Annotated in this window: 25 protein-coding genes; 18 read left to right on the forward strand and 7 right to left on the reverse strand. The window is 70.9% G+C overall.

The features are described from left to right. The first annotated feature begins 47 nt into the window (after positions 1-47). Both IEZ27_RS09420 and IEZ27_RS09425 read left to right on the forward strand, forming a co-directional pair. On the forward strand, positions 48-1,118 hold the full coding sequence (locus IEZ27_RS09420; protein ID WP_189646835.1) for a low temperature requirement protein A: 1,071 nt from the start codon (positions 48-50) through the stop codon (positions 1,116-1,118). Then, on the forward strand, positions 1,115-1,441 hold the full coding sequence (locus IEZ27_RS09425; RefSeq protein ID WP_189646836.1) for a nuclear transport factor 2 family protein: 327 nt from the start codon (positions 1,115-1,117) through the stop codon (positions 1,439-1,441). The genes IEZ27_RS09420 and IEZ27_RS09425 overlap by 4 nt, the downstream gene beginning before the upstream one ends. 31 nt (positions 1,442-1,472) lie before the next feature. Here IEZ27_RS09425 and IEZ27_RS09430 read toward each other — a convergent pair whose 3' ends face one another. The 4 genes from IEZ27_RS09430 to IEZ27_RS09445 all read right to left on the reverse strand — a co-directional run bounded on the left by IEZ27_RS09430 (position 1,473) and on the right by IEZ27_RS09445 (position 3,976). After that, positions 1,473-1,838 carry a hypothetical protein gene (locus IEZ27_RS09430; RefSeq protein ID WP_189646837.1) on the reverse strand — a complete coding sequence of 122 codons (366 nt, stop codon included), beginning with the start codon at positions 1,836-1,838 and terminating at the stop codon, positions 1,473-1,475. Beyond that, positions 1,835-2,383 carry a MarR family winged helix-turn-helix transcriptional regulator gene (locus tag IEZ27_RS09435; protein WP_229823749.1) on the reverse strand — a complete coding sequence of 183 codons (549 nt, stop codon included), beginning with the start codon at positions 2,381-2,383 and terminating at the stop codon, positions 1,835-1,837. Before IEZ27_RS09435 ends, IEZ27_RS09430 begins: the two co-directional genes overlap by 4 nt. A 66-nt stretch (positions 2,384-2,449) precedes the next feature. Next, positions 2,450-3,271 carry a pirin family protein gene (locus IEZ27_RS09440; RefSeq protein ID WP_189646838.1) on the reverse strand — a complete coding sequence of 274 codons (822 nt, stop codon included), beginning with the start codon at positions 3,269-3,271 and terminating at the stop codon, positions 2,450-2,452. A gap of 66 nt (positions 3,272-3,337) precedes the next feature. Further along, positions 3,338-3,976, reverse strand: a complete 639-nt coding sequence (locus IEZ27_RS09445) for a GntR family transcriptional regulator (RefSeq protein WP_189646839.1) — start codon at positions 3,974-3,976, stop codon at positions 3,338-3,340. Between the two features lie 111 nt (positions 3,977-4,087). Between IEZ27_RS09445 and IEZ27_RS09450 the strand changes: the two genes are divergently transcribed. Genes IEZ27_RS09450 through IEZ27_RS09490 form a run of 9 tightly spaced genes read left to right on the forward strand, consistent with a single transcriptional unit; the run spans position 4,088 to position 15,505 of the window. Further along, positions 4,088-6,034 carry a beta-galactosidase gene (locus tag IEZ27_RS09450; protein WP_229823753.1) on the forward strand — a complete coding sequence of 649 codons (1,947 nt, stop codon included), beginning with the start codon at positions 4,088-4,090 and terminating at the stop codon, positions 6,032-6,034. Next, positions 6,031-7,362 carry an aminomethyl-transferring glycine dehydrogenase subunit GcvPA gene (gene gcvPA / locus IEZ27_RS09455; protein WP_189646840.1) on the forward strand — a complete coding sequence of 444 codons (1,332 nt, stop codon included), beginning with the start codon at positions 6,031-6,033 and terminating at the stop codon, positions 7,360-7,362. Before IEZ27_RS09450 ends, gcvPA begins: the two co-directional genes overlap by 4 nt. Beyond that, positions 7,359-8,915 (forward strand): aminomethyl-transferring glycine dehydrogenase subunit GcvPB, encoded by a 1,557-nt coding sequence (gcvPB, locus tag IEZ27_RS09460; protein WP_189646841.1) that lies wholly within the window; start codon positions 7,359-7,361, stop codon positions 8,913-8,915. Before gcvPA ends, gcvPB begins: the two co-directional genes overlap by 4 nt. 24 nt (positions 8,916-8,939) lie before the next feature. Beyond that, positions 8,940-10,124, forward strand: coding sequence for an ATP-NAD kinase family protein (locus IEZ27_RS09465; RefSeq protein WP_229823755.1), 1,185 nt, complete (start codon positions 8,940-8,942; stop codon positions 10,122-10,124). Then, positions 10,121-10,876 carry an SDR family NAD(P)-dependent oxidoreductase gene (locus tag IEZ27_RS09470; RefSeq protein WP_125636995.1) on the forward strand — a complete coding sequence of 252 codons (756 nt, stop codon included), beginning with the start codon at positions 10,121-10,123 and terminating at the stop codon, positions 10,874-10,876. Before IEZ27_RS09465 ends, IEZ27_RS09470 begins: the two co-directional genes overlap by 4 nt. A gap of 35 nt (positions 10,877-10,911) precedes the next feature. Further along, a complete protein-coding gene (locus tag IEZ27_RS09475) occupies positions 10,912-12,201 on the forward strand; it encodes an ABC transporter substrate-binding protein (protein ID WP_125636994.1) in 1,290 nt (429 codons plus the stop codon). Positions 12,202-12,204: 3 nt separating this feature from the next. Then, positions 12,205-13,134, forward strand: a complete 930-nt coding sequence (locus IEZ27_RS09480; RefSeq protein WP_189646843.1) for a carbohydrate ABC transporter permease — start codon at positions 12,205-12,207, stop codon at positions 13,132-13,134. Between the two features lie 10 nt (positions 13,135-13,144). Further along, positions 13,145-13,966: a carbohydrate ABC transporter permease gene (locus IEZ27_RS09485; protein ID WP_189646844.1), complete on the forward strand. Its 822-nt coding sequence runs from the start codon at positions 13,145-13,147 to the stop codon at positions 13,964-13,966. Next, positions 13,967-15,505: an amylo-alpha-1,6-glucosidase gene (locus IEZ27_RS09490; RefSeq protein ID WP_189646845.1), complete on the forward strand. Its 1,539-nt coding sequence runs from the start codon at positions 13,967-13,969 to the stop codon at positions 15,503-15,505. Here the strand turns inward: IEZ27_RS09490 and IEZ27_RS09495 are convergent. Beyond that, positions 15,500-16,852 carry a serine hydrolase gene (locus IEZ27_RS09495; RefSeq protein WP_189646846.1) on the reverse strand — a complete coding sequence of 451 codons (1,353 nt, stop codon included), beginning with the start codon at positions 16,850-16,852 and terminating at the stop codon, positions 15,500-15,502. The two genes, IEZ27_RS09490 and IEZ27_RS09495, sit on opposite strands and share 6 nt — an antisense overlap. 133 nt (positions 16,853-16,985) lie before the next feature. Between IEZ27_RS09495 and IEZ27_RS09500 the strand changes: the two genes are divergently transcribed. Both IEZ27_RS09500 and IEZ27_RS09505 read left to right on the forward strand, forming a co-directional pair. Next, on the forward strand, positions 16,986-18,728 hold the full coding sequence (locus IEZ27_RS09500) for a sensor histidine kinase (RefSeq protein ID WP_189646847.1): 1,743 nt from the start codon (positions 16,986-16,988) through the stop codon (positions 18,726-18,728). Further along, positions 18,721-19,398: a response regulator transcription factor gene (locus IEZ27_RS09505; RefSeq protein WP_189646848.1), complete on the forward strand. Its 678-nt coding sequence runs from the start codon at positions 18,721-18,723 to the stop codon at positions 19,396-19,398. Before IEZ27_RS09500 ends, IEZ27_RS09505 begins: the two co-directional genes overlap by 8 nt. Here IEZ27_RS09505 and IEZ27_RS09510 read toward each other — a convergent pair. After that, positions 19,395-20,198, reverse strand: coding sequence for a spermidine synthase (locus IEZ27_RS09510; protein WP_229823758.1), 804 nt, complete (start codon positions 20,196-20,198; stop codon positions 19,395-19,397). The genes IEZ27_RS09505 and IEZ27_RS09510 overlap by 4 nt on opposite strands. A 67-nt stretch (positions 20,199-20,265) precedes the next feature. On the opposite strand from IEZ27_RS09510, the gene IEZ27_RS09515 reads away from it, so the two are divergent. From IEZ27_RS09515 to lat, 4 genes are all read left to right on the forward strand, one after another. Next, positions 20,266-21,798 (forward strand): penicillin-binding transpeptidase domain-containing protein, encoded by a 1,533-nt coding sequence (locus IEZ27_RS09515; RefSeq protein WP_189646850.1) that lies wholly within the window; start codon positions 20,266-20,268, stop codon positions 21,796-21,798. A 47-nt stretch (positions 21,799-21,845) separates the two neighbouring features. Further along, positions 21,846-22,493, forward strand: a complete 648-nt coding sequence (gene trhA / locus IEZ27_RS09520) for a PAQR family membrane homeostasis protein TrhA (protein WP_125636985.1) — start codon at positions 21,846-21,848, stop codon at positions 22,491-22,493. A 58-nt stretch (positions 22,494-22,551) separates the two neighbouring features. Beyond that, positions 22,552-23,085 carry an HdeD family acid-resistance protein gene (locus tag IEZ27_RS09525; protein WP_189646851.1) on the forward strand — a complete coding sequence of 178 codons (534 nt, stop codon included), beginning with the start codon at positions 22,552-22,554 and terminating at the stop codon, positions 23,083-23,085. A 75-nt stretch (positions 23,086-23,160) separates the two neighbouring features. Next, positions 23,161-24,429, forward strand: coding sequence for an L-lysine 6-transaminase (gene lat, locus IEZ27_RS09530; RefSeq protein ID WP_189646852.1), 1,269 nt, complete (start codon positions 23,161-23,163; stop codon positions 24,427-24,429). Between the two features lie 31 nt (positions 24,430-24,460). On the opposite strand, the gene IEZ27_RS09535 is transcribed toward lat, so the two are convergent. Then, a complete protein-coding gene (locus tag IEZ27_RS09535) occupies positions 24,461-25,687 on the reverse strand; it encodes an NAD(P)/FAD-dependent oxidoreductase (protein WP_189646853.1) in 1,227 nt (408 codons plus the stop codon). 116 nt (positions 25,688-25,803) lie between these two features. On the opposite strand from IEZ27_RS09535, the gene IEZ27_RS09540 reads away from it, so the two are divergent. Continuing rightward, positions 25,804-26,475, forward strand: coding sequence for a helix-turn-helix domain-containing protein (locus IEZ27_RS09540; RefSeq protein ID WP_189646854.1), 672 nt, complete (start codon positions 25,804-25,806; stop codon positions 26,473-26,475). The last annotated feature ends 12 nt before the right edge of the window (positions 26,476-26,487 follow it).

Genomic DNA, 26,487 nt, shown 5'->3' on the forward strand with positions numbered 1-26,487 from the left:
GAGGTCTCGCGTTGACTAGCCGCCAGTGGCAGCCGCCCCGTTTACGGTTGTTCGAACAAGCGACCCGCCGGGCCACCTGGCTGGAGCTACTCTACGACCTCGTCTTCGTCGTCGCCGTCGCGGAGCTGGCCGACGTGCTCGCCGGCGGCGCCGACGCGGGCCGCGTCCTCACCTTCGTCGGGCTGTTCGTACCGGTCTGGTGGTGCTGGGCGGGCTACGTCTTCTACGCCAACCGGTTCGACACCGACGACGTCAGCCATCGTCTGCTCGCGTTGCCGCAGATCCTGGCCGTTGCCACGATGGCGGCCAGTGTCAGCGACATCGAGGAGCGCTCGGCCCTGTTCGCGCTCTCCTACGCCGCCGCCCGGATCCTGCTGATCGTCGCCTACGTCCGGGCCGGCCGGCACGTGCCCGAGGCCAGGCCGCTGACCGTGCGTTACGCGGCCGGGTTCACCGTCGCCGCGGCCGTCTGGCTGGCCTCCCTCGCCGTCGATCCGCCGCAGCGGTACGCGTTCTGGGCCGTCGCGCTGGTGATCGACCTGGCGACGCCGCTGCTCAGCCGCCGCCACCAGAGCAGGCTCCCGCCGCAGAGCGAGCACCTGCCGGAGCGGTTCGGGCTGTTCGTCGTGATCGTGCTCGGCGAGGTGGTCGCGGCCGTGGTCACCGGGCTCAAGGGGCACGAGGTGACCCCGTCCGTGTTGCTGGTCGCCCTGGCCGGGGTGGCCATCGCCATGGCCTTCTGGTGGTTGTACTTCGCCCATGTCGACGAGTCCGTCGTGCTGCGCACCAAGCTGGCCGGGCAGGTGTGGGTGTACTCGCACCTGCCGCTGTCGCTGGGGCTGGTGGCGTTCGGCATCGGGATCGAGCACGCGCTCGTGCAGCCGTCCGGCGCGAGCTGGTCCGTGGGGGTGCCCGCGGCCCTGGTCTTCGCCGTGCTGGGCCTGCAACACCTGTGCTCGGCCGACCGGCGGGCGGGCGCCGTCCGGCTGGCCGCCGCCGTGCTGACACTCGCCTCGTCCGCGCTGCCCGTCGCGGCGGCGCTGCCGCTCATCCTCCTGTACGGCGCCGCGCAGGTCGCCTACGACCTGCTGCGCCCCTCCCCGGAAGGCACACCGTGACCAAGGACCTGTTCGACCGCCAGCTCGCCGCCATCGCCGACGGCGAGCTGGAGGCCCTGCTCGCCCAGTACCACGACGACGCCGTGGTCGTCCGGTTCGACCGGGCCGCGAGGGGCGCCGCCGAGATCCGCGACCTGTTCACCGCTTATTTGGCGGCCGGGCCGCGCGTGGAGGAGATCACGTCGCTCCGGATCGAGGACGACGTGATCTTCTACAACGCGGTCATGACCGTCGGCGGGAACCGGGTCACCACGTTCGGCACGCTGGTCGTGCGGGACGGCGCGATCTGGCGCCAGACCGCCGCCGCGCTGCCGCTCACCTGACCAGCTCACCTGACCAGCTCACCTGATCGGCTCACGTGATCAGCGAGGCCATCGGCTGCCAGGGTGCGGCGTCGAAGATCAGCATGATGGCGCTGATCCGGCCGTCGGGGCCGAGCTTGAAGTGCTCGGCCGTGCGCTGTGTCCCGGCGGGCGTGGCGGTGTGCAGGTCGTAGACGAGCGTCGCCTCCGACTCGCCGTACAGCTCGCTGATCAGGTCGATACCGGTCACCACGCTCACCAGGCTCTCGATGCCCGCCAGGTGTCCGGTGGGGTCGGCCGAGGAGACGAACGGGCTCCTGAAGGAGAACTCCGCGCCGATCAGCGCCACCGCGGCCGGTACGTCGCCGCGGAACCTGGCCTCGTGGTAGGCCCTGACCACCTCGCGGGTGCTCGTCATCGTCCCTCCAGATGTGCCGAGAGCCGCTGCTGGTTGTCAGCCAGCCGCAGGCACAGGTGCCGCAGCGCCGTCAGGTCGGCGGCTGAGAACCCGTGGAACATGGCCCGCATCGCCATCCTGGACGGCGTGCGGAACGCCTCGATCCACGCCTGGCCCTCGTCGGTGATCACGGCCAGCACCGAACGCCGGTCCCGGCTGTCCTGGACCCGCCGGACCAGGCCGTCGCGTTCCAGGGTGTCCACCAGGCCGGTGACGTTGCGCGAGCTGACCCCGGCCGCCTGGGCCAGCTCGCCGATGCTGATGCCGTCGCCGGCGCCCGCCGCGCCGAGGCGCAGCAGTACGTCGAGGGCGCCCGAGCTGAGCCCGCGCCCCTCGCTGCCGTGCGCGCGCATACGTTCGACGGCCTGGTACGCCGTCCGTACGGCGGCGGCGGCCTCGAACTCGGCGGTGTCGCCGCCGCCGAGGAACTCGCTCATGGCCGCCCTGGCCAGTGGGTCGAAGAAGGAGCCGTCGGGCCCCTGTTCAAATTTATGTACGTCCTTCACAATGAATTTCTACCAGAAAAGACGAAGGCCCGTGCGTGATGCACGGGCCTTCGCCGGGGCAGGACGTCAGGAGTGGGCGTGTTCGGCGGGAATGGTGCCGAGGCGGCCGGCCTGGAAGTCCTCGAAGGCCTGGACCAGCTCGGCGCGGGTGTTCATGACGAACGGGCCGTGGTGCGCCACGGGCTCCCCGATCGGCTCGCCGCCCAGCACGATCACGTCGAGCGTGTCCTTGGCGTCGATCGTGATGGTCTCGCCCACGGTGGTCAGGCCCGGCCGGTTGCCGAAGCCGTCGAAGACCGCGAGCTGGCCGTCGTGCAGCGGCCGCCGCTCGGCGCCGACCGTGCCGCGTCCGGAGAGCACGTAGACCAGGGCGTTGTAGTCCTTGCGCCACGGCATGGTCAGCCGCGCGCCCGGGGTGATGGTGGCGTGCAGCAGCGTGATCGGCGTCTGCGTGCTGCCGGGACCGGTGCTCCCGGCCAGCTCGCCGGCGATGAGCCGCACCAGCGCGCCGCCGTCGTGGCTGCTCAGCAGCGCGACGCTGGAACGCCCGATGTCCTGGTACTTCGGCGCGATCATCTTCTTGGCGCCCGGCAGGTTGACCCAGAGCTGGATGCCGTGGAACAGCCCGCCCTTCTGCACGAGCCACTCCGGCGGCGCCTCCTTGTGCAGGATGCCGGAGGCGGCGGTCATCCATTGGGTGTCGCCGTTGGTGATCGTGCCGCCGCCGCCGTTGGAGTCGAGGTGCTCCATGACGCCGTCGATCATGTACGTGATTCGAGCTTGATCGCCGCCAGGCTCGACGGCGAGCACCTTCCGTTGCGGCATCCCCGCCACCGGCTCGGGGATGCGCGGGAGGGTGAGCGGGTTCTCAACGGTTACGGCGGGCATGTCGCGCTCCTTCCAGCGGATCTGCCCCTCTCAACCAAGTTTAGTTTTCAACTATTCCGTGAGGGGTCACGGGATGCGGGACATCATCCGTTCCATGCCGTTGATCCAGTTGTCGCGCAGGGCCTGGGTGGCGTTGGGCAGGTCGTCCGCCTGAAGGAAATCGGCGATGCGGCGGTGCTCGGCGGCCTCGCGTTCCAGGGGGGCGTCGTCACCGGCGATCAGGTGCGCGTAGCGGCGCATGCCGGCCTTGACGCTGGTGATGAGGTCGAGCAGGCGCTCGTTGCGGCAGCCGCTGAGCAGCAGGTCGTGCCACTCGTCGTCGTGACGCTCGATGATCTGCTGCTCGGCCACGTTGTCGGGGAAGTCCTGGGCCAGCTTCACCAGGTCGGGGGCGATGGAACGCAGGTGGGCCGGGTCGGAGCAGTCGAGGGCCAGCGCCTCCAGGGCGGCGACGATCTCGCACAGCTCCCTGAACTCCCGCCTGCTCACCGGGGCGAACCGGAAGCCGCGCCCCTGGTTGCTCTCCAGCACGCCCTCGCCCGCCAGGGTGATCAGCGCCTCGCGCAGGGGAGTGCGGCTGACGCCCAGATCGGCGGCGAGGGACGCCTCGTTTATGTCGGTCCCGGCGGCGAAGTCGCCTCGATCAAGCCTGCTCAGCAGCTCTTCCCTGATCTGCTCGCGCAACGGTCGCCGCTCGATCGGCATGGCAACTCCCTCTCGTTCAGGACAACCGAATCTTAACCCTTGACGTGATGCAAAATACTGCACTATGAATTCGGCATACAAAATATTACATTGCATGATCGAGGAGTTCGAGTGGGGCTGACCCGGATACCGGGGCTGCTGTTCGGCGGGGACTACAACCCGGAGCAGTGGCCGGAGGAGGTGTGGGCCGAGGACGCGCGGCTCATGGCCGAGGCCGGGGTCAACATGGCGACCGTCGCGGTGTTCTCCTGGTCACGCCTGGAGCCCGAGCGCGGTTCGTACGACTTCGGGTGGCTTGACCGGGTGCTGGACCTGCTGCACGAGCACGGCATCGCCGCCGACCTGGCCACCGCGACCGCGACGCCGCCGCCGTGGCTGGTGCGCGAGCACCCCGAGATGATGCCGGTCAACGCCGACGGCGTGCGCCTGGAGTTCGGCTCCCGGCAGGGCTACTGCCCGAGCTCGCCGGTCTACCGCGAGCACGCCGTACGGCTGGCCACCGTGATGGCCGAGCGCTACGGCGAGCACCCCGCGCTGGCCATGTGGCACATCGGCAACGAGTACGCCGACCACACACTCGAATGTTTCTGCCCGGAGTCCGCCCGCCACTTCCGCCGCTGGCTGGAAGCGCGGTACGCGACCGTGGACGGCCTCAACGACGCCTGGGGCACCTCCTGCTGGGGCCAGCACTACACCGGCTTCCACCAGGTCGAGCCCCCGAGGACGGCGCCCGGCCCGGTCAACCCCGCCCAGGTGCTCGACTGGCGGCGCTTCTGCAGCGACGCGCTCCTGGAGCTGTTCCTGGCCGAGAAGGCGGCGCTGCGCGCGGTCACCCCGGGCGTCCCCGTCACCACGAACTTCATGAGCATCCTGCACGGCCTCGACTACTGGAAGTGGGCCGCCGCCGAGGACCTGGTCAGCGACGACGCCTACCCCGACCCCGCCGACCCCGGCTCCCACGTGCAGGTGGCGCTCAGCTACGACCTCATGCGCTCGCTCCGGCAGGGCCCCTGGCTGCTGCTGGAGTCGGCGCCGTCCGCGGTGTCCTGGCGCGAGGTGAACGTCCCCAAGCCGCCGGGCATGATGCGCCTGCACAGCCTCCAGGCACTCGCCCACGGCTCCGACGGCGTGATGTTCTTCCAGTGGCGGCAGGCCAGGTACGGCCCCGAGAAGTTCCACTCGGCCATGCTCCCGCACGGCGGGACGCGGACCCGCGGCTGGCGGGACACCCTGGCGCTCGGCGGCGACCTCCGCAACCTGTCGGAGGTGGCGGGGACGCGGACCCGCGCCCAGGTCGCGCTGCTGCTCGACTGGCCGAGCTGGTGGGCCCTGGAGGCCCCGGAGTCCATGCCGTCCAACCGGCTCAAGCTCAAGGAACTGCTCCTGTCCTGGTACGCCCCGCTGCACGCCAGGGGCATCGCCGTGGACCTGGCGCCGCCCGGCCGCGACCTGTCGTCGTACGAGCTGGTCATCGCCCCGAACCTCTACATGTGCACCGCCGAGCAGGCCGCGGCGCTGGAGGCGTACGAGGGCAGGCTCGTCGTGGGGCCGTTCAGCGGCGTGGTGGACGAGAGCGACCGGGTGCACCCCGGCGGCGCGCCCGGTCCGCTGGCCGGGCTGCTCGGCATCGCCGTGGAGGAGTTCTGGCCGCTCGCCGACGGGCAGGTCCAGCGGACCGGCCTGGGCGAGGCCCGCACCTGGGCCGAGTGGATCAGGCTGGAGGGCGCCGAGCCCGTCGCCCTGTTCGAGGGCGGCGACCTGGACGGCCTGCCCGCCGTCACCCGCAAGGGCCCGGTCACCTACGTCGGCTGCGTGCTCGACGACGTGACGCCGGTGCTGGAGCCGCTGCTGGACGGCATCGAGCGCGTCGACGTGCCGGAGGGCGTCGAGGCCGTCAGGAGGGGCGGCCACCTGTTCCTCCTCAACCACACCACCGCTCCGCGGCAGGTCACGCTCCCGTACGCCGGGACGGACCTGCTCACCGGGGCCGAACTGCGGGGCGGCATCGAGCTGGCCCCTCGCGACGCCGTCGTGCTCAGGATCGAAGGAGAGAAGTGACGCACCCGTACATACCCAACGCCGAGCCGGGCGTGCGAGCCGAGATGCTCGCGGCGGTCGGCGCGTCGAGCGTCGATGAGTTCTACGCCGACATCCCCGCCGAGCTGCGGCTCGACCGGCCGCTCGACCTGCCGGCGCCGTTCACCGCCGAGCGCGACCTGGTGCGCCACATGAAGGGGCTGTTCGACCGGAACACCGACACCGAGGAGGCGCTCAGCTTCCTCGGCCACGGCTGCTACCCGCACCACGTGCCCGCCGTCTGCGACGAGGTCAACTCCAGGAGCGAGTTCCTGACCGCGTACGCGGGCGAGCCGTACGAGGACCACGGCCGCTTCCAGGCCCTGTTCGAGTACGTCAGCATGATGGGCGAGCTGCTGGAGATGGACGTCGTCAACGTCCCCACCTACGACGGCTTCCAGGCCTCCGGCACCGCCCTGCGCATGGCCTGCCGCTACACCAAGCGGTCGAAGGTGCTGGTCACCGGCGCGGTGAGCGCCGACAAGCTGAGCAAGCTGCACGACTTCCTGGCCCCCGACATCACCGTCGAGCTCGCCCCCGTGGCCGCCGACGGGCAGATGGGGGAGATCACGCTCGACGACTCCTACGCCGCGATCTACCTGGAGACCCCGAACGTCTACGGCGTCGTCGAGACCCGCGGCCGCGAGCTGGCCGACCTCGCCCACGCCCACGGCGCGCTGCTGGTCGTCAGCGCCGACCCCATCTCCCTGGGCGTCCTGGCCCCGCCCGCCTCCTACGGCGCCGACATCGTCTGCGGCGACATCCAGTCGCTCGGCATCCACCAGAACTACGGCGGCGGCCACGCCGGCTACATCGCCACCCAGGACCACGAGCCGCTGGTCGCCGAGTTCCCCTCGCGCCTGTTCGGCATCGCGCCGACGAAGGTCCCCGGCGAGTACGGCTTCGGCGACGTCTTCTACGACCGCACCTCCTTCGCCGTGCGCGAGGAGGGCAAGGAATGGGTGGGCACCGCCGCCGCCCTGTGGGGCATCACGGCCGGGGTCTATCTCGCGCTCATGGGCCCGCAGGGCATGAAGGACCTGGGCGAGACCGTCCTGGCCCGTACCCGTTACGCCATGAACGCCCTGGCCGGGTCGGTCACCGTCCGGCACGAGGGCGCGGTGCACTTCCGCGAGTTCGCGATCGAGGTGCCCGACGCGGCGGCGCTGCTGGCCCGGCTGCGCGAGCGCGGCATCTACGGCGGGGTCCAGCTGGACGAGCGCACGGTGCTGGTCTGCGTGACCGAACGCCACACCATCGACGACATCGACCGGCTCGCGGCAGCCGTACAGGAGGTTGTGCAGGCATGAGCGGTCACGGAGCCGAGTCCTTCGCGGAGCTGCCGGTGGCGCCCAAGCCGCCGCTGCGCCGCTTCCACCAGGCACGCTGGGACGAGCCGATCATCTTCGAGCTGTCCAGCCCCGGCCGCCGCGGCATGGCCGTGCCCGAGCCGGGCGCGGAGAAGGTCGAGCTGCCCGCGGGCGTCGGACGGGCCACCCCGCCCGCGCTGCCGGAGATGTCGCAGCTCCACGTGCTGCGCCACTACCTGCGGCTGTCGCAGGAGAACCTGGGCGTCGACCTCAACATCGACGTCGGCCAGGGCACCTGCACGATGAAGTACAGCCCCAAGGTCAACGACCAGTTCGCGAACGCGATCGCCGAGCTGCACCCGCTGCAGCACGAGGAGACCGTGCAGGGCGTGCTGGAGATCTACTGGCGGATGGAGCGCATGCTGGCCGAGATCTCCGGCATGTCGCGTGTGTCGCTCCAGCCCGGCTCGGGCTCGGCGGCCATCTACGCCAACATCGCCATGATCAGGGCCTACCACGCCGCCCGCGGCGAGGGGCACCGGGACCAGGTCATCACCACGATGTTCTCGCACCCGTCGAACGCGGCCTGCGCCAAGACCGCCGGGTACGAGGTCATCACCCTCATGCCGGACGCCAACGGCCTGCCCGACCTCGAGGCCCTGCGTGCCGCCGTCGGCCCCCGCACGGCCGCCCTGATGATCACCAACCCCGAGGACACCGGCATCTACAACTCCCGGATCAAGGAGTTCGTGGACCTGGTGCACGAGGTCGGCGGCCTGGCCTGCTACGACCAGGCCAACGCCAACGGCATCCTCGGCATCACCAGGGCCCGCGACGCCGGGTTCGACCTGTGCCACTTCAACCTGCACAAGACGTTCTCCACGCCGCACGCCTGCGGCGGCCCGGCGGCCGGCGCCTGCGGCGTCTCGCCTGACCTGGAGCCGTTCCTGCCGGGGCCGGTGGTGTCGTTCGACGGCAGCTCGTACGGGCTGGAGACGCCTGCGCAGACCGTCGGCAAGATCCGGCCGTTCCTCGGCGTCACCCCGAACATCGTGCGCGCCTACGCCTGGATCATGGCCCTGGGCGCGGAGGGGCTGCGCGAGGTGGCCGAGACGGCCGTGCTGAACAACAACTACCTGATGCACAAGGTGTTGCAGATCCCCGGGGCCTCGGCGCCGTGGGATCAGCGCAGGATCGAGCAGGTCCGCTACTCCTGGCAGGAGCTGTCGGAGGAGACGGGGGTGCACTCGGAGGAGATCGGCGTGCGCGCCGCCGACTTCGGGGTCCACTACTGGACCAGCCACCACCCGTACCTGGTGCCCGAGCCGTTCACGCTGGAGCCGACGGAGTCGTACTCGCGGGAGGACCTGGACGAGTACGCGGCGATCCTGGAGCACGTCGCCTCGGAGGCGCGGCGGGATCCGGAGTTCGTCAAGGGCGCGCCGTACAACCAGACGATCCACAAGATCGACCCGACGCCGCTGGACGACCCCAAGCAGTGGGCGCCGACCTGGCGCGCCTACGTGCGCAAGCACCTGTCCGCGGGCGGCTGACCCATGGCCTCCGGAGGGAACGGCGTGGTCGGGTTGGTCGTCAACCCGGTCGCGGGGCTGGGCGGGGCCGTGGGGCTCAAGGGCAGCGACGGGGCCGGCGTACAGCGGGCCGCGCTGGCCAGGGGCGCCGAGCCCAAGGCCGGGCGGCGGGCCGCGCAGGCCGTCGCCACGCTGCTCGCCCGCCGTCCCGGCCTCCGGCTGGTGACCGTGGCGGGGGCCATGGGCGAGGACAGTGCCCGCGCCGCCGCGGTCCCGTACGAGCTGGTGCCCTCCGGCGGCCAGGACGTGACCACCGCGGCGGACACCCGCGCGGCCGTCACGGCGCTCGCGGACGTGGACCTGCTGCTGTTCGCCGGCGGCGACGGCACGGCCCGCGACGTGCTCGACGCCGTGCGGGAGCTCGGCGCGGCGGCGCCGCCCGTGCTGGGGATCCCGGCGGGGGTCAAGGTGTACTCGGGGTGCTTCGCGCTCAGCCCGGCCACCGCCGGGTTCGTGGCCGCGGACTTCCTGACCCGGCCCGGGACGGCCGAGGCCGAGGTCGTGGACCTGGACGAGGAGCGCTACCGGCGCGGGCTCGTCAGCCCCCGGCTCTACGGTAGCCTGCGCGTCCCGGCAGGTCGCGCGGCCTTGTCGGGACGTAAGGCGGGCTCCTCGGACGCGGCTCCGGCCACGGTCGAGGGCATCGCCCGGGAGATCGCGGCCCGGCTGCGGCCGGGGGTGCGCTACGTGCTCGGCCCCGGCGCCACCACGGCGGCCGTGGGCAGGGAGCTCGGGCTCGCCACCACGCTGCTCGGCGTGGACGTGGTCGAGGCCCGTACGGGCGGCGCCGACCTGGTGGCCGCCGACGTGACCGAGGGGGAGCTGTTCGAGCTGGTACGCGGCCGGGAGGCGGTCCTCGTGCTGTCGGTGATCGGCGGCCAGGGCTTCGTGCTCGGACGCGGCAACCAGCAGGTCTCCCCCCGGGTGCTCGACGAGGTGCTCGGCGGTGTCTCCGGCGGCGTTCCCAGCAGTGTCTCCGGGGGTGGGGACGGGCTGGTCGTGCTGGCGACGCAGCAGAAGCTGGCCGGGCTCGGAGGGCGGCCGCTGCTGGCCGACAGCGGTGACCAGGAACTGGACCGGAAGCTGGCCGGGCACGTACGAGTGATCACCGGATACCGCGAAAGCACGATTTATCGCATTTGTGCGGCAAGTGAGGAGTTCTACGGATGAACAGGCTCGATGGCAAGGTCGCGATCGTCACCGGCGGTGCCTCCGGCATCGGTCGCGCGACGGCGTTGCTCTTCGCCGAGGCGGGCGCCCAGGTCGTCGTCGCCGACATCGACGGCGCGGGGGCCGAGGAGACGGCCAAGCAGATCGTGGCGTCGGGGGCGGCCGCGGTCGCCGTCCAGGGGGACGTGTCCGCTGAGGAGGACTGCCGGCGCATCGTCCGCACGGCCGTGGACACCTACGGCGGCCTGCACGTGCTGTTCAACAACGCGGGCATCATCCGCCGCACCACCGTCCTCGACCTCGACGCCGACGAGTGGGACCGGGTGATGGCGGTCAACGTGCGCTCGGTGTTCCTGATGTGCAAGCACGCCGTCCCGCTCATGACCGAGGGCGGCTCGATCGTCAACACGGGCTCCGGCTGGGGCCTCAAGGGCGGTGGGAACGCGATCTCCTACTGCGCCTCCAAGGCGGCCGTCGTCAACATGACCAGGGCGCTGGCGATCGACCACGCCAAGGCCGGGATCCGGGTGAACTCCGTCAACCCCGGCGACACGAACACGCCCATGCTGCGGGACGAGGCCCGCCAGCTCAACGAGGACTGGGCCGCCTTCGAGGCCGACGCCGCCGACCGGCCGATGGGCCGCTCGGGCAGCCCCGAGGAGATCGCCCAGGCCGTCCTCTTCCTGGCGAGCGACGCCGCCAGTTACGTCACCGGTTCCGCGCTCGTCGTCGACGGCGGCGGGCTCGCGTAGCCCTCAACAGCACCACCCCCCCGAAGGAGCCCATCATGAAGCGTGCGCTGGCCGTACTGGGTCTGCTCGCCACCGCCGCCACCGCCTGCAGCGGCGGTGGAGGGAACGTTCCAGGCGTGAGCGGGAACGCCGCCGCAGGGCAGGTCACCATCCGCTGGTCCACGTGGGGATCGGCCGAGGACGTCAAGCTCTACGAGTCCTTCACCAAGGACTTCGAGCAGCGTCACCCGAACATCAAGCTCAAGCTGGAGTCCGTCGCCAAGTACGAGGACTACCACCCCAAACTGCTGGCCCAGCTCACCAGCGGCACGGCTCCCGACGTGTTCTTCGTGGGCGACGACAACATCGGCAAGTTCGTCTCCGCCGGGGTCGTCTCGCCGCTCAACGACCAGCTCGCGGGCGCCGACTCCAAGAGCAAGCCCGAGGACTTCTACGACGGCATTTACGGCGGCGCCAAGAAGGACGGCCAGATCTACGGCGTCCCGAACGACACCAACCCCGAGGTCCTCTGGTACGACAAGAAGGCCCTGAAGGCCGCCGGCATCACCGAGGACCCGGCCACCCTCAACGCGTCCAAGCAGTGGACCATGGCCAAGTACCTGGACATGAACGCCAAGCTCAAGGCCGCGGGCCTGGGCGGGTCCGTCTACTGGAACTGGTACGGCTCCACGTACTCGGTCGTCAGCGGCTTCGGCGGCAAGGTCTGGGACGGCGGCAAGTTCGTCGCCACCACCGACCCCAAGTCCCGCAAGGCGCTGGAGACCCTGGCCAAGGGCTACCAGGACAAGACGTTCCTGAGCGCGGACCTGCAGCCCGCGAGCAACAGCGGGAACACCCAGTTCATCAAGCACAAGGTCGGCTTCTACGCCGGCGGCCGCTGGGTGATCGACATCGTCAAGAAGGGCGGCGAGCTGGACAACTACGACATCGTCCCGTTCCCGTCCGAGAGCGGCGAGCCGATGCCCGGGGCGGTGGCGGCCTCGTACCTGTCGCTGAACAAGGGCACCAAGCAGGCCAAGGAGGCCTTCACCTTCCTGACGGAGTTCGTCAGCAAGGAGGGCCAGGCGCTGCGGCTCAAGGACGGCGGCGCGGTGCCGTCGATCAAGGGCGCCGAGCAGATCGTGCTGGCCGGCAACTACCCGGCGCACGCCCAGACGTTCCTCGACGTGCGTGACACCGGCTTCGCGAACTACCCCGAAGAGGTCGCGGTGCCCGGCCTGACCGCCTCGATCAACGAGCACCTGATGAAGGTCTGGCAGGGCAAGCTCGGCTTCGAGCAGGGCATGACCGAGCTGCAGTCCCTCGTCGACGGCAAGCTGGGCTAGCCGATGGCAGTGCTCGCCGGGCCGCGCGGCAAGACCGCCGCGCGGCCCGCCAAGAAGCTGCGCGACCGGGACGGCTGGTGGGCCACGCTGTTCCTCGCGCCGCAGGTCGGCCTGCTGGTGGTGTTCCTGGTCATCCCGCTCGGGTTCTCCGTGGTGCTGGCCTTCATGAACTGGGACGGGCTCGGGGAGAAGTCGTGGGCCGGGCTGTCCAACTTCGCCGACCAGCTCACCGACCCGCTGTTCGGCCGCGCGGTGTGGAACACGATCAAGCTGGCGCTGCTGACCGTGCCCTTCGGGCTCGCCCTCGCGGTGCTGATCGCGGTCGCCCTGAACAACATCAAGGGCAGCAACTTCTACCGGGTCGTCTACTTCATGCCGGTCGTCACCAGCTCGGTGGCCGTCGCCCTGATGTGGCAGGTCATCCTGGCCGGCGACGAGAACGGCGTGCTGAACACCTCGCTCCGGAACTGGTTCGGCATCGGCGGCCCCGACTGGCTGCTCAGCCCCGGCTGGGTCATCGTGGCGATCGCCGTCGTGACGATCTGGTCCTCGCTCGGCCTCAACGTGGTCATCTTCATGGCCGGGCTGCAGACGATCCCGCCGCAGGTCGTCGAGGCCGCCCGGATCGACGGCGCGGGTCCGTTCCGGATCTTCCGGTCGGTCACGCTGCCGCTGCTGTCGCCCACGATCTTCTTCTCGTCCGTGGTCGCGGTGATCAGCTCGTTCCAGGCGTTCGACCAGATCTACGTACTGGTGGATCCCAAGGACAACGAGGGCGCGCGCACGATCGTGTACCACATCTACGACCTGGGGTTCAAGAAGTTCGAGTTCGGCCCGAGCAGCGCGGCCGCCCTGATCCTGCTGGTGCTCACGCTGCTCGTGACACTGGTCCAGTTCGCCGCGCAGAAGCGCTTCGTCCACTACGACTCGTGAGGCGGTACGCATGAGATCACGGCAGATCGGTCTGCACGCCGCGCTCACGGTCGGCGGGCTGCTGATGTTGTTCCCCTTCGTGTGGATGTTGCTCACCTCCGCCAAGGGCGTGCGGCAGATGATCAACGATCCGACCGCGTGGCTGCCGACCCCCTGGACCTGGCAGAACTATCCCGACGCGCTGTCGACCATGCCGTTCGGGCTGGCGTACTGGAACAGCTTCTACATCGCCGCGCTGAACGTGGCGCTCACCCTGCTCACCTCGGCCATGGCCGCCTACGCCTTCGCCCGGATCAGGTTCAGGGGCTCGGGCGTGCTGTTCGTGGTGTTCCTGGCCACGCAGATGGTGCCCTCGCAGGTGACCATCGTGCCGCTCTACCTGATGCTGGCCAATTTCGGCTGGATCGACTCGCACCTGTCGCTGATCATCCCGTCCGTGGCGAACCCGTTCGCGGTGTTCCTGCTGCGCCAGTTCATCAGGGCGGTGCCGATCGAGCTGGAGGAGGCGGCCAGGATCGACGGCGCGGGCCGGTGGCGGTGCTTCTGGAGCATCGTCCTGCCCAACATCCGGCCGGGGCTCGGCGCGCTCGGCATCATCGTGTTCCTGGCGTCCTGGAACTCGTTCCTGTTCCCGCTGATCTTCCTGAACACGCCGGAGCTGTTCACCGTCCCGCTGCTGCTCAGCCAGTTCGCCCAGCAGCACGGCGCGACCGACTACGGGCAGATCCTGGCGGCCTCGGCCATCGCCGTGGTGCCGACGCTGATCGCGTTCCTGATCGGCCAGCGGAAGATCATCAACTCGATGGCCGCCTCGGGCCTTGGAGGAAAGTAAGTGCTGGACCTGCGAGAACGTCCCTTCACCGAACGCGGCTCACGGCTGCTCGTCATGGCGGCCGACGACGGCTCGCTGCGCGTCGCCCGCGCGCTCTACGAGACGCGGCTCGACGACACGACCGTCCGCACCGGCCTGCGCTTCTACGCCGGCGCCCGCGAACTGCGGGTACGCCGGGCGCTGCCGGACCGGGTCGAGTTCGACGGGGACGTCACCCTCGCCTTCGCCGGCCCGGACACCCTCGTCGCGATCGGCGAGGGCGTCCGGGCCGTCTGGGACGGCGGCGAGGCGTCCGTCGACGGCTGCGTCACGCTCGCCGGCGAACCGGCCCTCCTGGACGGCGCCAAGGTGCTGGCGCAGGCCGCCGAACGCTGGGCCGCCTGGTTCGCCAGGATGCCCGCCGTACCCGCCGAACTGCGCGAACGCGCAGAGCAGGCGTGGTGGACGCTCGCGGTCAACCTGGTGGACATCCAGGGCCGGGAATCCCTCATCCCGTCCAAGTACGGATATGTCGGCCTGTGGAACTGGGACTCCTACTTCCACGCCATCGCCCTCCGGCACGCCGACCCCGCCCTGGCCAGGGAGCAGATCCGCATCCTGCTCGACAACCAGCGCCCCGACGGTCTGATCCCCGACGTCGTGCACGACCACGGCGTGCTCGCGGAGACCACCGACCTGCCCCGCTCCGACCTGGCCAGGCTCGCCCAGCACGTCGGCGGCGAGCCGATCCGGCACGTCGTACCCGTGACCAAGCCGCCGCTCACCGCGTGGGCCGTGTGGAAGATCCACGAGGTGGACCCGGACCCCGCCTTCCTGGCCGAGGTCTACGAGCCGCTGGTCCGGTCGCAGGAGTGGTGGTTCACCCACTCCGACCCCGACGGCGACGGGCTGGCCGAGTACCTGCACCCGTACTCGTCCGGGCTGGACGACAGCCCCATCTGGGACCACGGCCCCCGCGCCGAGCCCCCGGACCTGAACTCCTACCTGGCGCTCCAGTACGACCGCCTGGGCGACATCGCCGCCGCCCTGGGCGCGGACGACGGCGAATGGCGGGCCAGGGCGCAGGCGCTCGTGGACCGCATGGTCGAACGCCGCTGGAACGGCCACCGCTTCGTCACCAAGGTCGCCGGAGCGGGCGAGGCCGACGTGCGCACCCCGCTCGACCTCATGCCGCTGCTCACCGGCCGCCTCCCGGCCGAGATCGCCGACCGGCTGGTCCAGGACCTGACCTCGCCCGCCTTCTGGGCCGAACGCCCGGTCCCCACGGTGGCCTTCGACGACCCGCGCTTCGACCCCGACGCCATGTGGCGCGGCCCGGTCTGGCTCAACGTCAACTACCTGCTGATCGACGGCCTGCGCCGCTCGGGCCACCCCGAGGTCGCCGGCGAGCTCGCCGCGCGCACCCTGGCCATGGTGCGCGACGGCGGCGGCCTCTACGAGTACTGGAACCCCCTCACGGGGCGGCGGGCGGGCCGGGCCACGAGCGGCTTCGGCTGGTCCTCGGCGCTGTTCATCGACCTCGCCCACGCCGCCCTATGAGTTCTTGACCAGCGCGAACGCGCCCCGGGTGAGCGCCAGCAACTCCTGGGCGACGGGCCCCTGGTCGAAGGGCGCGGCCGGGTTCACGGCCGACGTGGACATCACGTACGTCCGGCCCCCGGCCGTACGGGCGAGGAAGCTCATGGCCAGCAGGCCGGGCTCCGAGCCGCCCTTGTGCCACACCCTGGGCCACTGCGCCTTGTCCAGCCGCAGCCCCGCGTCGGCGATCGACAGGATCTCGCCGACGCGGGCGTCCTTCAGCCCGGCCAGCCCGCTGTAGGCCCGGCAGACCTGGACGGGTGTCGCGAACCACTCCAGCCTGTCCAGGTCGCGCGGCTCGCTCCAGGGCCGCACCTTCGACAGCGGCACCTTGCCGACCACCTTGTCCAGGTAGGCGCGGCGGGCGGACGTGCCGAGCGACAGGTACCGCTCGGCGTGCCGGGGGTAGTCGGCGCCCTTGAGCACGAACAGCTCCCTGGTCGTCAGGAACGGCACGTTGCGCCGGTCGCCGCCCCACGAGCGCATGACCCGCTCGACCGTCCGGCGGCCGGCCTTGTCGATCAGCAGGTCGGTGGCGGTGTTGTCGCTGATCGAGATCATCAGCCGGGCCGCCTCCAGCACCGTCACCTCGCTGTTGTCGGGACGGTCCTGGAGCTCGCCGCTCGGCAGGCTCTTCAGCTCGGGCCTGATCGTGAGCTTGGTGTCCCAGCCGAACGCGCCGCTCCTGATCCGCTCGGCCACCGCGCCCAGCACGTACAGCTTGAACATCGAGCCCAGCGGGAAACTCTTCTCGCCGGCCACCGCGTGGACCGGGCGGCAGCGGCCGTCGCCGGTTACCTCGGCGGCCAGGAAGCCGGCCCGCGGCGCGGCCTGACGCAACCGCCGGTCCAGCTCCGACCAGCTCGCCGGCGCCGTGGCGGTGAACTGGATGTAGTCGACCTTGCCGGTCCCGTCCACGCCGAGCGCGAGGGTGAACGCCTTGCCGCCCGCCGCGACGGTGGCCGACAGCGACCGCTCCTGGGCCTGGTCCAGCCGGTCCAGCCGCATGCCGCCGAACCCGGCCAGCGCCTGGTTGAGCTGCGCCGGAGGGATGTGTTGGAGGAAGGTGGGCGCGAAGTGCCCGGCCAGCTCGGCGTCGCTGATGGGCAGCCGGTTGACCGCGTCCAGCAGCCAGGTCAGCTGCCTGCCTGCGGGGGTGTCGGGGATCTCCACGGCCGCGCGGGCGGCGGGGGTGGACGTGGGGGCGGCCGAGACCGTCGCGAGGGCGGGGACGGGCTGCGTCGCGCAGGCGGTCACCGCCGCCGCCAGGACGGCCGTCGCCAGAACGGGGAACCTGTGGTGAGACATGACTCCAGCCAACAACGCGCGCCGGACCCGCGCCCACCATACGGGCCACCGTTCTCGCAGGTGAGGGTAGCCGTATGAAATGTGCGGATAACCTCATAGACGCCCTTTCTGATCCTCCGGACGATGGTGGTCTATGAGTTCCAGGCTGCTCGCCGGATCGCTGGCGACCATCGGGGCCGGAGGCACCCTCGCGGGCGCGCTGATGGAGTCCGGGCTGGGCGCCGCGCCGCAGGATTGGGCCTACGCCGTCCTCGGCGTGGTGCTGCCCGCGCTGGGCTGGCTGCTCGTCGTCCGCCGCCCCGACCTGCGCTACGGCTGGCTGTTCCTGGTCGCCGCGGCCTGCCTCGGCCTCGGCTCGCTGGGCACCGGCCTGGCCATCAGGTTCCACTACGACGGGCCGGTCGTCGTCTGGATGTCCGCGCTCTACGCCATGTACTACGGCCTGACCTGGATCTTCGTCCCGCTGCTCTTCCCCGACGGCCGCCTGCCGTCCCGCCGCTGGCGGCCCGTGGCCTGGATCGGCGGGATCGCGATCGCCATGCACACGGTGGGATTCGGACTGTTCGTGACCGATCCCGCCCGGCCGGGACAGCTGCCCGCCGAGCCGTCCGCCGCCCTGATCTGGGCGTCCCTGGCCAGCGCGCTGGGCCAGCTCCTCGTCTTCCTGACCGCCGCCGTCGTCCTGGCCGGGCTCGTGGTGCGCTGGCGGCGCAGCGAGGCGGCCGAACGCGGCCAGTACGCCTGGATGGTCGCCGGCACCACCGTCCAGCTCCTCGCCGGCGTGCTGCTCCTGTACGTGCTGAGCGCGCGGCTGTGGGGCGCCGCGCTGCTCGGCATCTTCGCGGTGATGACGCCGCTGCCGACCGCCGTCCTGGTGGGGATCGTCCGGCACCGGCTGCTCGACATCCGGTTCGGCCTGCGGGGCTCCCGCCTGCACCTGATCTTCGACGTCCGGCCCACCGTGGACGAGGTGCTGTCCGGGCTGAGTACCGCCCTCGCAGCCACGCCCGAGCCGGTCGAGCAGCTCGGACGGCTCGCCGCGGCCGTACGCGACGGGCTGGAGGCCCGGTGGGCGGCCGTGGCGCTGGCCGACGGCACCCGGATGGCCGCGGGCGAGGAGGAGGGCCGGGCGGCGCTCACCGTGCCGGTACGCGGCGGACTCGGCCACATCGAACTCGGCCCGCGCAGGGCCGGCCGGTACGACCGCGAGGACCGGCGGGTCCTGGAGGCGCTGGCCGTGCCCGCCGGGCTCGCGATCCAGAGCGCCGGGCTGGTGGCCCGCCTGGTCAACGCCCAGGAGGCCGAGCGGCGGCGGATCGAACGCAACATCCACGACGGCGTGCAGCAGCAGCTCGTCGCCCTCATCGCCGGCCTGGAGCTGGCCCGCGTCGCCGGCGCCGGTCCCGAGACGCTGGGCCGCCTGCGCGAACAGGCCCGCCAGACCCTCGCCGACCTGCGCGAACTGGCCGCCGGCATCCACCCGTCGGCGCTCAGCCAGGGCGGCCTGGTGGAGGCCGTCGAGGAACGCTGCTCGGGACTGCCCGTGCCCACGAAGGTCGTCTCCGACCCCGGGCTGCGGGCCCGCCGCTTCACGGACGAGATCGAGGGCGCGATGTACTTCACCGTCAGCGAGGCCGTCGCGAACGCGCTCAAGCACGCCGCCGCCACCCGGATCGAGGTACGCCTGACCCTGGTCCCCGGCCGCGTACGGGCCACGGTCGCCGACGACGGCGCGGGCTTCACCCCGGACACCACCGGCCGCCGGGGCCTGGCCACGCTCGCCGACCGCCTCGACGCGCTGGGCGGCGGCCTGGAACTCGACAGCGAGCCCGGAAAGGGGACACGCATGCACGCCTGGGTGCCCGCCGATGCCTGAGCCGATCCGTGCGGTCGTGGCCGACGACCACTACCTGGTACGCGAGGGCACCAGGCAGCTCCTGGAGCTGTCGGGCGAGGTGACGGTCGTCGGCGCGGTCGGCGACGCCGACGAGCTGCTGGACGCCGTACGCCGGCTGGAGCCGCAGGTCGTGATCACCGACATCCGCATGCCGGGAGGCGAGTGGCGGCAGGGCTTCGAAGGCATCGACGCGGCCCACCGCGTCAGGTCCGGCCATCCCGGGATCGGCGTGGTGGTGTTGTCGCAGTTCTCGGACGCGCTGTTCGCCTTCGAGCTGTTCAAGCACGGGACGGCCGGGTTCGCGTACCTGCTGAAGGACCGCGTGGGCGACCTCGAAGAGCTGCTCGGCGCGATCAGGGCGGTCGCCGGTGGCGGCTCGGTCATCGACCCCCAGGTGGTCGAGGGCCTGCTGGCCAGGCGCGAGGTACGCGGCCAGGGGGACTCGCTGACCCCCAGGGAACGGGACGTGCTGCGCGAGATGGCCCACGGCCGCTCCAACGCCGGCATCGCCCGCGCCCTGCACCTGTCGATCTCGTCCGTCGAGAAGAACGTGAACGCGATCTTCACCAAGCTCGGGCTGGAGAACAGCGGCGACGTGCACAGAAGGGTGGCCGCCGTCCTCGCCTACCTGGGCCCGTCCGACCGCTAGCCGAAGACGGCGGGCGGCGGGACCGGGGCGAGGACGGGGTCGCCGTCCTTGATGGGGTACGCGCCGCCGATGAAGTTCTTCAGCGCCTCGCCGTGCACGCAGCGCGCCTGGGTGAGGCCGCCGGCCGCGCGCCGGGTCAGCGGGTCGAGCGGCAGCTCCGTACGCGAGGCCGCGACGATCAGGTTGCCGAACCGGCGGCCCCGCATGACCCCGGGCTCGGCCAGCAGCGCCACGTGCCGGAACGCGTCGCACACCGTGGCCAGCAGCCGCTTGGCGAAGGCCAGGCCCTTGCCGTCGGCCAGGTTGATCAGCAGCGTGCCGTCCGGGGCCAGCACCCGTGCCAGGTCGCCCATGTACTCCGCGGTGGCCAGCTCAACCGGCATCGTGGCGCCCGTGAACGCGTCGAGCACGACCAGGTCGGCCGAGGCGTCCCACACCTTGGCCGTGCCCTCGCGGCCGCCGGCCACGATGACCTTCAGCCGGGGGACCGAGCGCAGGTCGAGCTGCTCGCGTACCAGGTTCACCAGCAGGCCGTCCGGCTCGATCACGATGTGCCGGGAGCCGGGGCGGGTGGCGGCGATGTAGCGGGGGATCGTGCACGCGCCGCCCCCGACGTGGACGCAGCTCAGCGGCCCTTCGCGGAGCAGGTCGATGACGTCCGCCATGAGCCGGACGTACTCGAAATCCAGAAATGTCGGGTCTTGTAGGTCAACGTACGACTGCGGTACGCCATCCTTGGACAGCACCCAGCCGTCCTGCCTGTCCAGGTCCCGGAGAAGTTCGACCTCGCCGAACGTCACCGGATAAAGGCCAGGCATCGGTTCCCGCTGTCCACGTGCCACGCTGATCCCTCCCTGGGAGAACCGTATGCGACGCCGAAGGCTGATTGTGCTCGTCATCGCGATTGTCGCGATATCAGGCGCGGGACTGTTCGCCTTTCTGGCCGCCGGCCACGTCAAGGGCAGCGCCGCGCGGACGGCCGCCGGGTACTTCGACGCCTGGCGCAAGGGGGACGTGGTGGGTATGGCCCTGCTGGTCGACCGGCCGCCCGCCGACTTCTACGACCGCCACCGGTCGTTGTCGGAGGAACTGCACGTCAAGTCGATCGAGCTCACGCCGGGACCGGTGCGGAGCACGGGGGAGGAGTCGGCCGAGGTGCGCTTCTCGGGCGTGCGCGAGCTGACCGACCTCGGGTCGTGGCCGTTCGACAGCCTGCTGCGGCTGGGCGTACGGGACCGGGCGTGGCGGGTGTTGTGGACGCCCGAGACGCTGCACCCGCTGCTCAAGGACGGCGGCACGCTGGAACTGGAGGAGGTCGAGGCGTCGGCGGCCGAGCTGGTCACCAGTGAGGGCGACAAGATCCCCAACGACAGTTACGCCGACGCCTACCTCAACCCGCTCAAACCCGAGTTCGCCGCGGCCAACCACGGCCTGGAGCTGGTGGCGAAGTCGCCGGGACAGCCCGACAAGGCGTTGCTGACCCGCCTGCCGAAGGCGAACGTCGAGCGCACCACGCTGTCGCGCCAGGTCCAGGCCGCCGCCGCGCGGGCGCTGGACGGCGTGGCGAACTCCTCGATCGTGGTCGTCCGGCCGAGCACGGGCGAGATCCTGGCCCTGGCCGACCGGCTGGAGGACAACTTCAGCGCGGTGCGCGACGCCTTCCCGCCCGGTTCCACGTTCAAGACGATCGTGGCGGCCGCGCTGCTGGAGAAGGGGATGAGCCCGGCCGACGAGGTGGGGTGCCCGGCCTCGTACGCGCCGCCGTTCTCGGCGCTGATCAGCAACGACGGCGACGCGGAGCGCGGCACCGTCACCTTCGCCGACGCCTTCGCCTACTCCTGCAACACCACGTTCGTCGAGCAGGCGACGACCAGGCTGACGATGGAGGATCTGCGCAGGACGGCCGCGCGGTGGGGGTTCGACCGGCCGATGGCGACCGGTGTGGGAGGCAGGTGCGGTTCGATCCAGCAGACCGACAACACGGACATGTTCTCCCTGAACGTCATCGGCCAGGGCACGGTGGTGGCCACCCCGCTCTGCATGGCGACCGTGGCCGCCGCCGTGCAGAGCGGCACCTGGCGCTCGCCGCGCCTGTTGTCGAAGGAGGACGTCCGCCGCGTGGACGGTGAGCCGTTCCCGGACGTGCGGCTGGAGGAGGGGGTCGTCGGCGCGCTGCGGGAGATGATGGCCGCGGTCGTGGACCACGGTACGGCGAGCGGGTCGGGGCTGCCGGCGGGTGTGGCGGGCAAGACGGGGACCGCGGAGGTGGAGGGGCGGACGTCGCACGGCTGGTTCATCGGCTACCGCGACGACCTGGCCTTCTGCGTGTTCGTCCGGAACGGGGGATCGGGCCGCTCGGCCGCGGTGCCGATCGCGGTGCGTTTCCTCAACGGACTGTGACCAGGCGCACTCTGGCTCAATCCGTAACCTACGGTACCGTAGGTTGCATGACGACCATCACCGTGAAGCCGAGGCTGCGTGGCTGGTTGCACACCGGGGCGCTGCCCGTGACGCTGGTGGCCGGGTTCGTGCTCGTGGCGCTCGGCCCGACCCTTCAGGCCCGGCTGGCGGCCAGCGTCTACGCCATCACCTCGGGGCTGCTGTTCGGCATCTCGGCCACCTACCATCGGGGCACGCTGGGGCCGCGCCTGGCCGAGGTGTTGCGCCGGTTCGACCACGCCAACATCTATCTGATCATCGCCGGCACCTACACGCCGTTCGCGCTGCTGGCCCTCGACGGCGCGGCCAGGATCGCCGTGCTCTCCGTCGTCTGGGGCGGCGCGCTGTCCGGGGTGTTGTTCCGGGTGTTCTGGATGGGTGCGCCGCGCTGGCTCTACACCGTCCTGTATCTGGCGCTGGGCTGGACCGCGATCTTCGTGATGCCGCAGCTGCTCCAGGGGGCGGGGGTGGCCGCCGTCGTGCTCGTGGCGGTGGGCGGGGTGTTCTACACGGCCGGGGCCGTCGTCTACGGTCTGCGCCGCCCCGATCCTTCTCCGCGCTGGTTCGGCTTCCACGAGGTCTTCCACGCTTTCACGGTGGCCGCGTACCTGGTGCAGTACATAGCGGTGTCGATCGTGGTCTACTCCCACATATAGGCCGACATTTGACTCAATGCTGGTCTGTTTTCGCGTGGATCACGGAAAGCAGACGAGTATGCAGGAAATTTCGCGTTCGTGGTGGCTGCTGCTCGTACGCGGTATCGCCGCGATCATCTTCGGCGTGCTGGCGTTGATCTGGCCCGGGATCACGCTGCTGGTACTGGTGATCTTCTTCGGCGCGTACGCCATCGTCTCCGGCGTCTTCGCCCTGTTCGCCGCGTTCCGGCACGAGACACGGTCGCGGGGCTGGCTGATCTTCTCCGGCGTCATCAGCATCCTGGCGGGTATCGCGGCCTTCGTCTGGCCGGGGATCACCTCGCTCGCCCTGCTCTACCTCATCGCCTTCTGGGCCATCTTCTCCGGTGTCTCCGAGATCGTGGCCGGCATCCAACTCCGCAAGGTCATCGACAACGAATGGATGCTCATCGTGGGCGGCATCCTCTCGGTCATCTTCGGCATCCTGCTCCTCATCTGGCCCGGCGCCGGAATGCTGAGCCTCGTCTGGCTCATCGGCATCTTCGCCATCCTGTACGGAATCGCCATGATTGTTCTGTCACTTCGTGTGAAGAACTTCACTCCGAGGGCATGACTACCATAAATTTTACGGATATGCCGGTCTTTCTCATGAGGAACCTCCGGCTTGTCCAACGATCTTGGAGAAGGCATGGACGTACACACCCGCCTTGCCCGCCACCTGCTCGTCGATGGTTACCGTCTCGTCCTCGATCTCGAACTCAGCCGCGGCTCCTGGCTGGTCGACGCCCGCAACGGCCGTCGCTACCTGGACTTCTACACCTTCTTCGCCTCGGCCCCGCTCGGTGTGAACCCGCCCTTCGACCCCGACTTCGCCGCCCTGCTCGGCCAGGTGGCGCGTAACAAGCCCGCCAACCCCGACATCTACACCGAGCACCTGGCCGACTTCGTCGACACCTTCGCCCGCGTGCTCGGCGACCCGGAGCTGCCCCACCTGTTCTTCGTCGAGGGCGGCGCCCTGGCCGTGGAGAACGCGCTCAAGACCGCCTTCGACTGGAAGAGCCGGCGCAACGAGGCCGCCGGACGTCCCCGCGACCTGGGCACCAAGGTCATGCACCTGACCCGGGCCTTCCACGGCCGCAGCGGCTACACGCTGAGCCTGACCAACACAGAACCGGGCAAGACCGACCGCTTCCCGAAGTTCGACTGGCCGCGCATCGACGTACCGGCCATTCACCTCGGTGACGTGGAGGCCGCCGAGGAGCGCGCGCTGGCCCAGGCCAGGGCCGCGTTCGAACGCCACCCGCACGACATCGCCTGCTTCATCGCCGAGCCGATCCAGGGCGAGGGCGGCGACAACCACATGCGGGCCGGGTTCCTGCGCGCGATGCAGGACCTGTGCCACGAGCACGACGCCCTGTTCATCCTGGACGAGGTGCAGACCGGCGGCGGCACCACCGGCACGCCCTGGGCCTACCAGCAGCTCGGCCTGGCCCCCGACGTGGTGGCCTTCGCCAAGAAGGTGCAGGTGGGCGGGATCATGGCCGGCCGCAGGGTGGACCTGGTGGCCGACAACGTCTTCCAGCTCAGCGGCCGGATCAACTCCACGTGGGGCGGCGGCCTGGTGGACATGGTCCGCAGCCGCGGCATCCTGGAGATCGTCGAGCGTGAGGGCCTGATCGCCCGCGCCGGCACGCTCGGCGGCGAGCTGCTCGAACGGCTCACCAAGCTGGAGGCCGAGCACCCCGACACGGTCTCGGGCGTGCGCGGCAGGGGGCTCATGTGCGCCTTCGACCTGCCCGACCAGGCCGCCCGCGACGGCTTCGTGACCCGGCTCAGGGAGGAGCACGGCGTGCTGGCGCTGCCCTGCGGGCCCCGATCCGTACGCCTGCGCCCGGCGCTGAACATCCCCGAGGCCGACCTCGAACACGGCCTGAACGCACTGTCCGCCGCGCTCTGAGCGCCCGTACGCACACCTACGACGCGGCGGCTCAGTCCGGTGAGGCGATGCTGGTGGCGCTGCGGCGCGGGCCGCCGTAGCGCCAGAAGAAGTTCAGCAGCACGCTGACCCGGTTGCGCCCGCCCAGCAGGTAGGCCACGTGCACGAAGATCCAGGCCAGCCAGGCGGGCAGGCCGCGCATGGTCAGCCCGTTCGCGAGCTGGAGCACGGCCTCCGCCTTGCCGACGGTGGCCATGATCCCCGGGTCGCGGTAGGAGAAGGCGCTGAGCGGCCGTCCGTGCGCGGCGGCGAGGATCTGCCGGCCCACGTGCTTGCCCATCTGGATGGCCGGCTGGGCGAGCTGGGGCAGCGCGTTCGGCTGCCCGGCCAGGTCCCCGGCGACGAAGATCTCCGGATGGCCGGGCACGTTGAGCGCCTCGGTGAGCGTGATCCGGCCGCCCTTGCCCTGCGGCAGCCCCCAGTCGGCCACTTGCTTGGGCGCGGTCACGCCGAGGGCCCAGACGGTGACGTCGCTCGGCAGGCGCGTCCCGTCGTCCAGGACGACCGCGTCCGGCTCCACGCCCGCCACCGTGGCTCCCAGGCGCATACGCACCCCTCTCCTGCGCAGCGCCGCGGCCGCCGCGTCCCGCAGCCGCGGCTTGTACGGCGCCAGCACGTAGTCGAACCGCTCGACCAGGGTGACGCTCGTCTGGTCCGGCCGGATCTCGGGGTGCGTCAGCGGGATCGTACGGCGGCGCAACTCGGCCAGCGTGCCCGCGGTCTCCACGCCGGTCGCGCCCCCGCCCACGATCACGACGTGGGCGCTCTCGCGCCGGCCCGCCGCGGTGTCCTCCAGGTAGTGCTGGAGGCGTCGCCGCAGGTCGGCCGCGTCGTGCAGCGAGTAGATCGGCAGCGCGTTCTCGGCGGCGCCGCCCACGCCGATCCAGTTGGTGGTGACGCCGGTGGCGATCACCAGGTAGTCGTAGTCGAGTGCGGAGCCGTCCTCGAACTCCACCCGCTTCTCGCCGGGGTGCACCTTGCTCAGCGCGGCCCGGTGGGCGCGGACGTTCGGCCACTTCGCGGAGAACGTACGGATCGGGTAGGAGACGTCGGACGTGCCCATCCCCGCCGTGGCCACCTGGTAGAGCAGGGGCTGGAAGGTCGAGTACGGATTCCGGTCCACGAGCGTGACCAGCGCGCCGCCCTTGGCCAGCTCCCGTGTCGCGGACAGCCCGGCGAAGCCGGCCCCCACGACGACGACGCGAGCTCTCTGCACCATGATCACGTCCCTCCGGATTCCGTTCCATGGTCCATATGGCACACGGGGCATCACTTAAACCATTTCTGCCGGATACACCACCGGGAGGTGGGGAGATCCGGGGTAGGGCACCACGTATGTCTGAGCAAGTGACCACGATGGAACGTCTGGGCCGCCGGATAGCCGAACGCCGCGAGTCGCTGAACCTGAGCAGGCAGGACCTGGCGGACAGGTCGGGCGTGGCGGTCGGCTACGTCGCCTACCTGGAGGACCAGTCCGGCATCTCGGTGCGCGAGGCCCTGGCCCGCCTGGCCGTGGCGCTGGAGACGACCGTGGAGGAGCTGCTCGGCGAGGTGGCCGGGATCCCGCTGGGGACAGGCCCGACCGCGGCCCACGCCACGCTGGAGGTGCTCGACGAGAACGAGTGCCTGCACCTGCTCCGGCCCGGGGGAGTGGGCCGGATCGCCTTCGAGGGCCGCTACGGCCTGACCGTGCTGCCGGTGAACTTCCGGATGTCCGAGGGCTCGATCGTGTTCCGCACCGTGTCGGGCGGCAGCACCGACCAGGACCTGAGCACCGGCGTCGAGAACGTCGAGTACGGGGTCGCGTTCGAGGTCGACCGCATCGAGGAGGTGACGCGGGGCGGCTGGAGCGTCCTCGTCCACGGCTCGCTGCACCACGTCACCTCCGACGAGGAACGGGCCGAGGCGGAGCAGACGGGCGTCGAACCGTGGGCCGGCGGGCAGCGCCAGCGCTACCTGAAGATCAGGCCCACCCGCCTGACCGGCCGCCGCATCCAGCCCGGCTGACCCCGCCGGACC

The organism is Nonomuraea spiralis, assembly GCF_014648435.1.
GTDB classification, from domain to species: Bacteria; Actinomycetota; Actinomycetes; order Streptosporangiales; family Streptosporangiaceae; genus Nonomuraea; species Nonomuraea spiralis.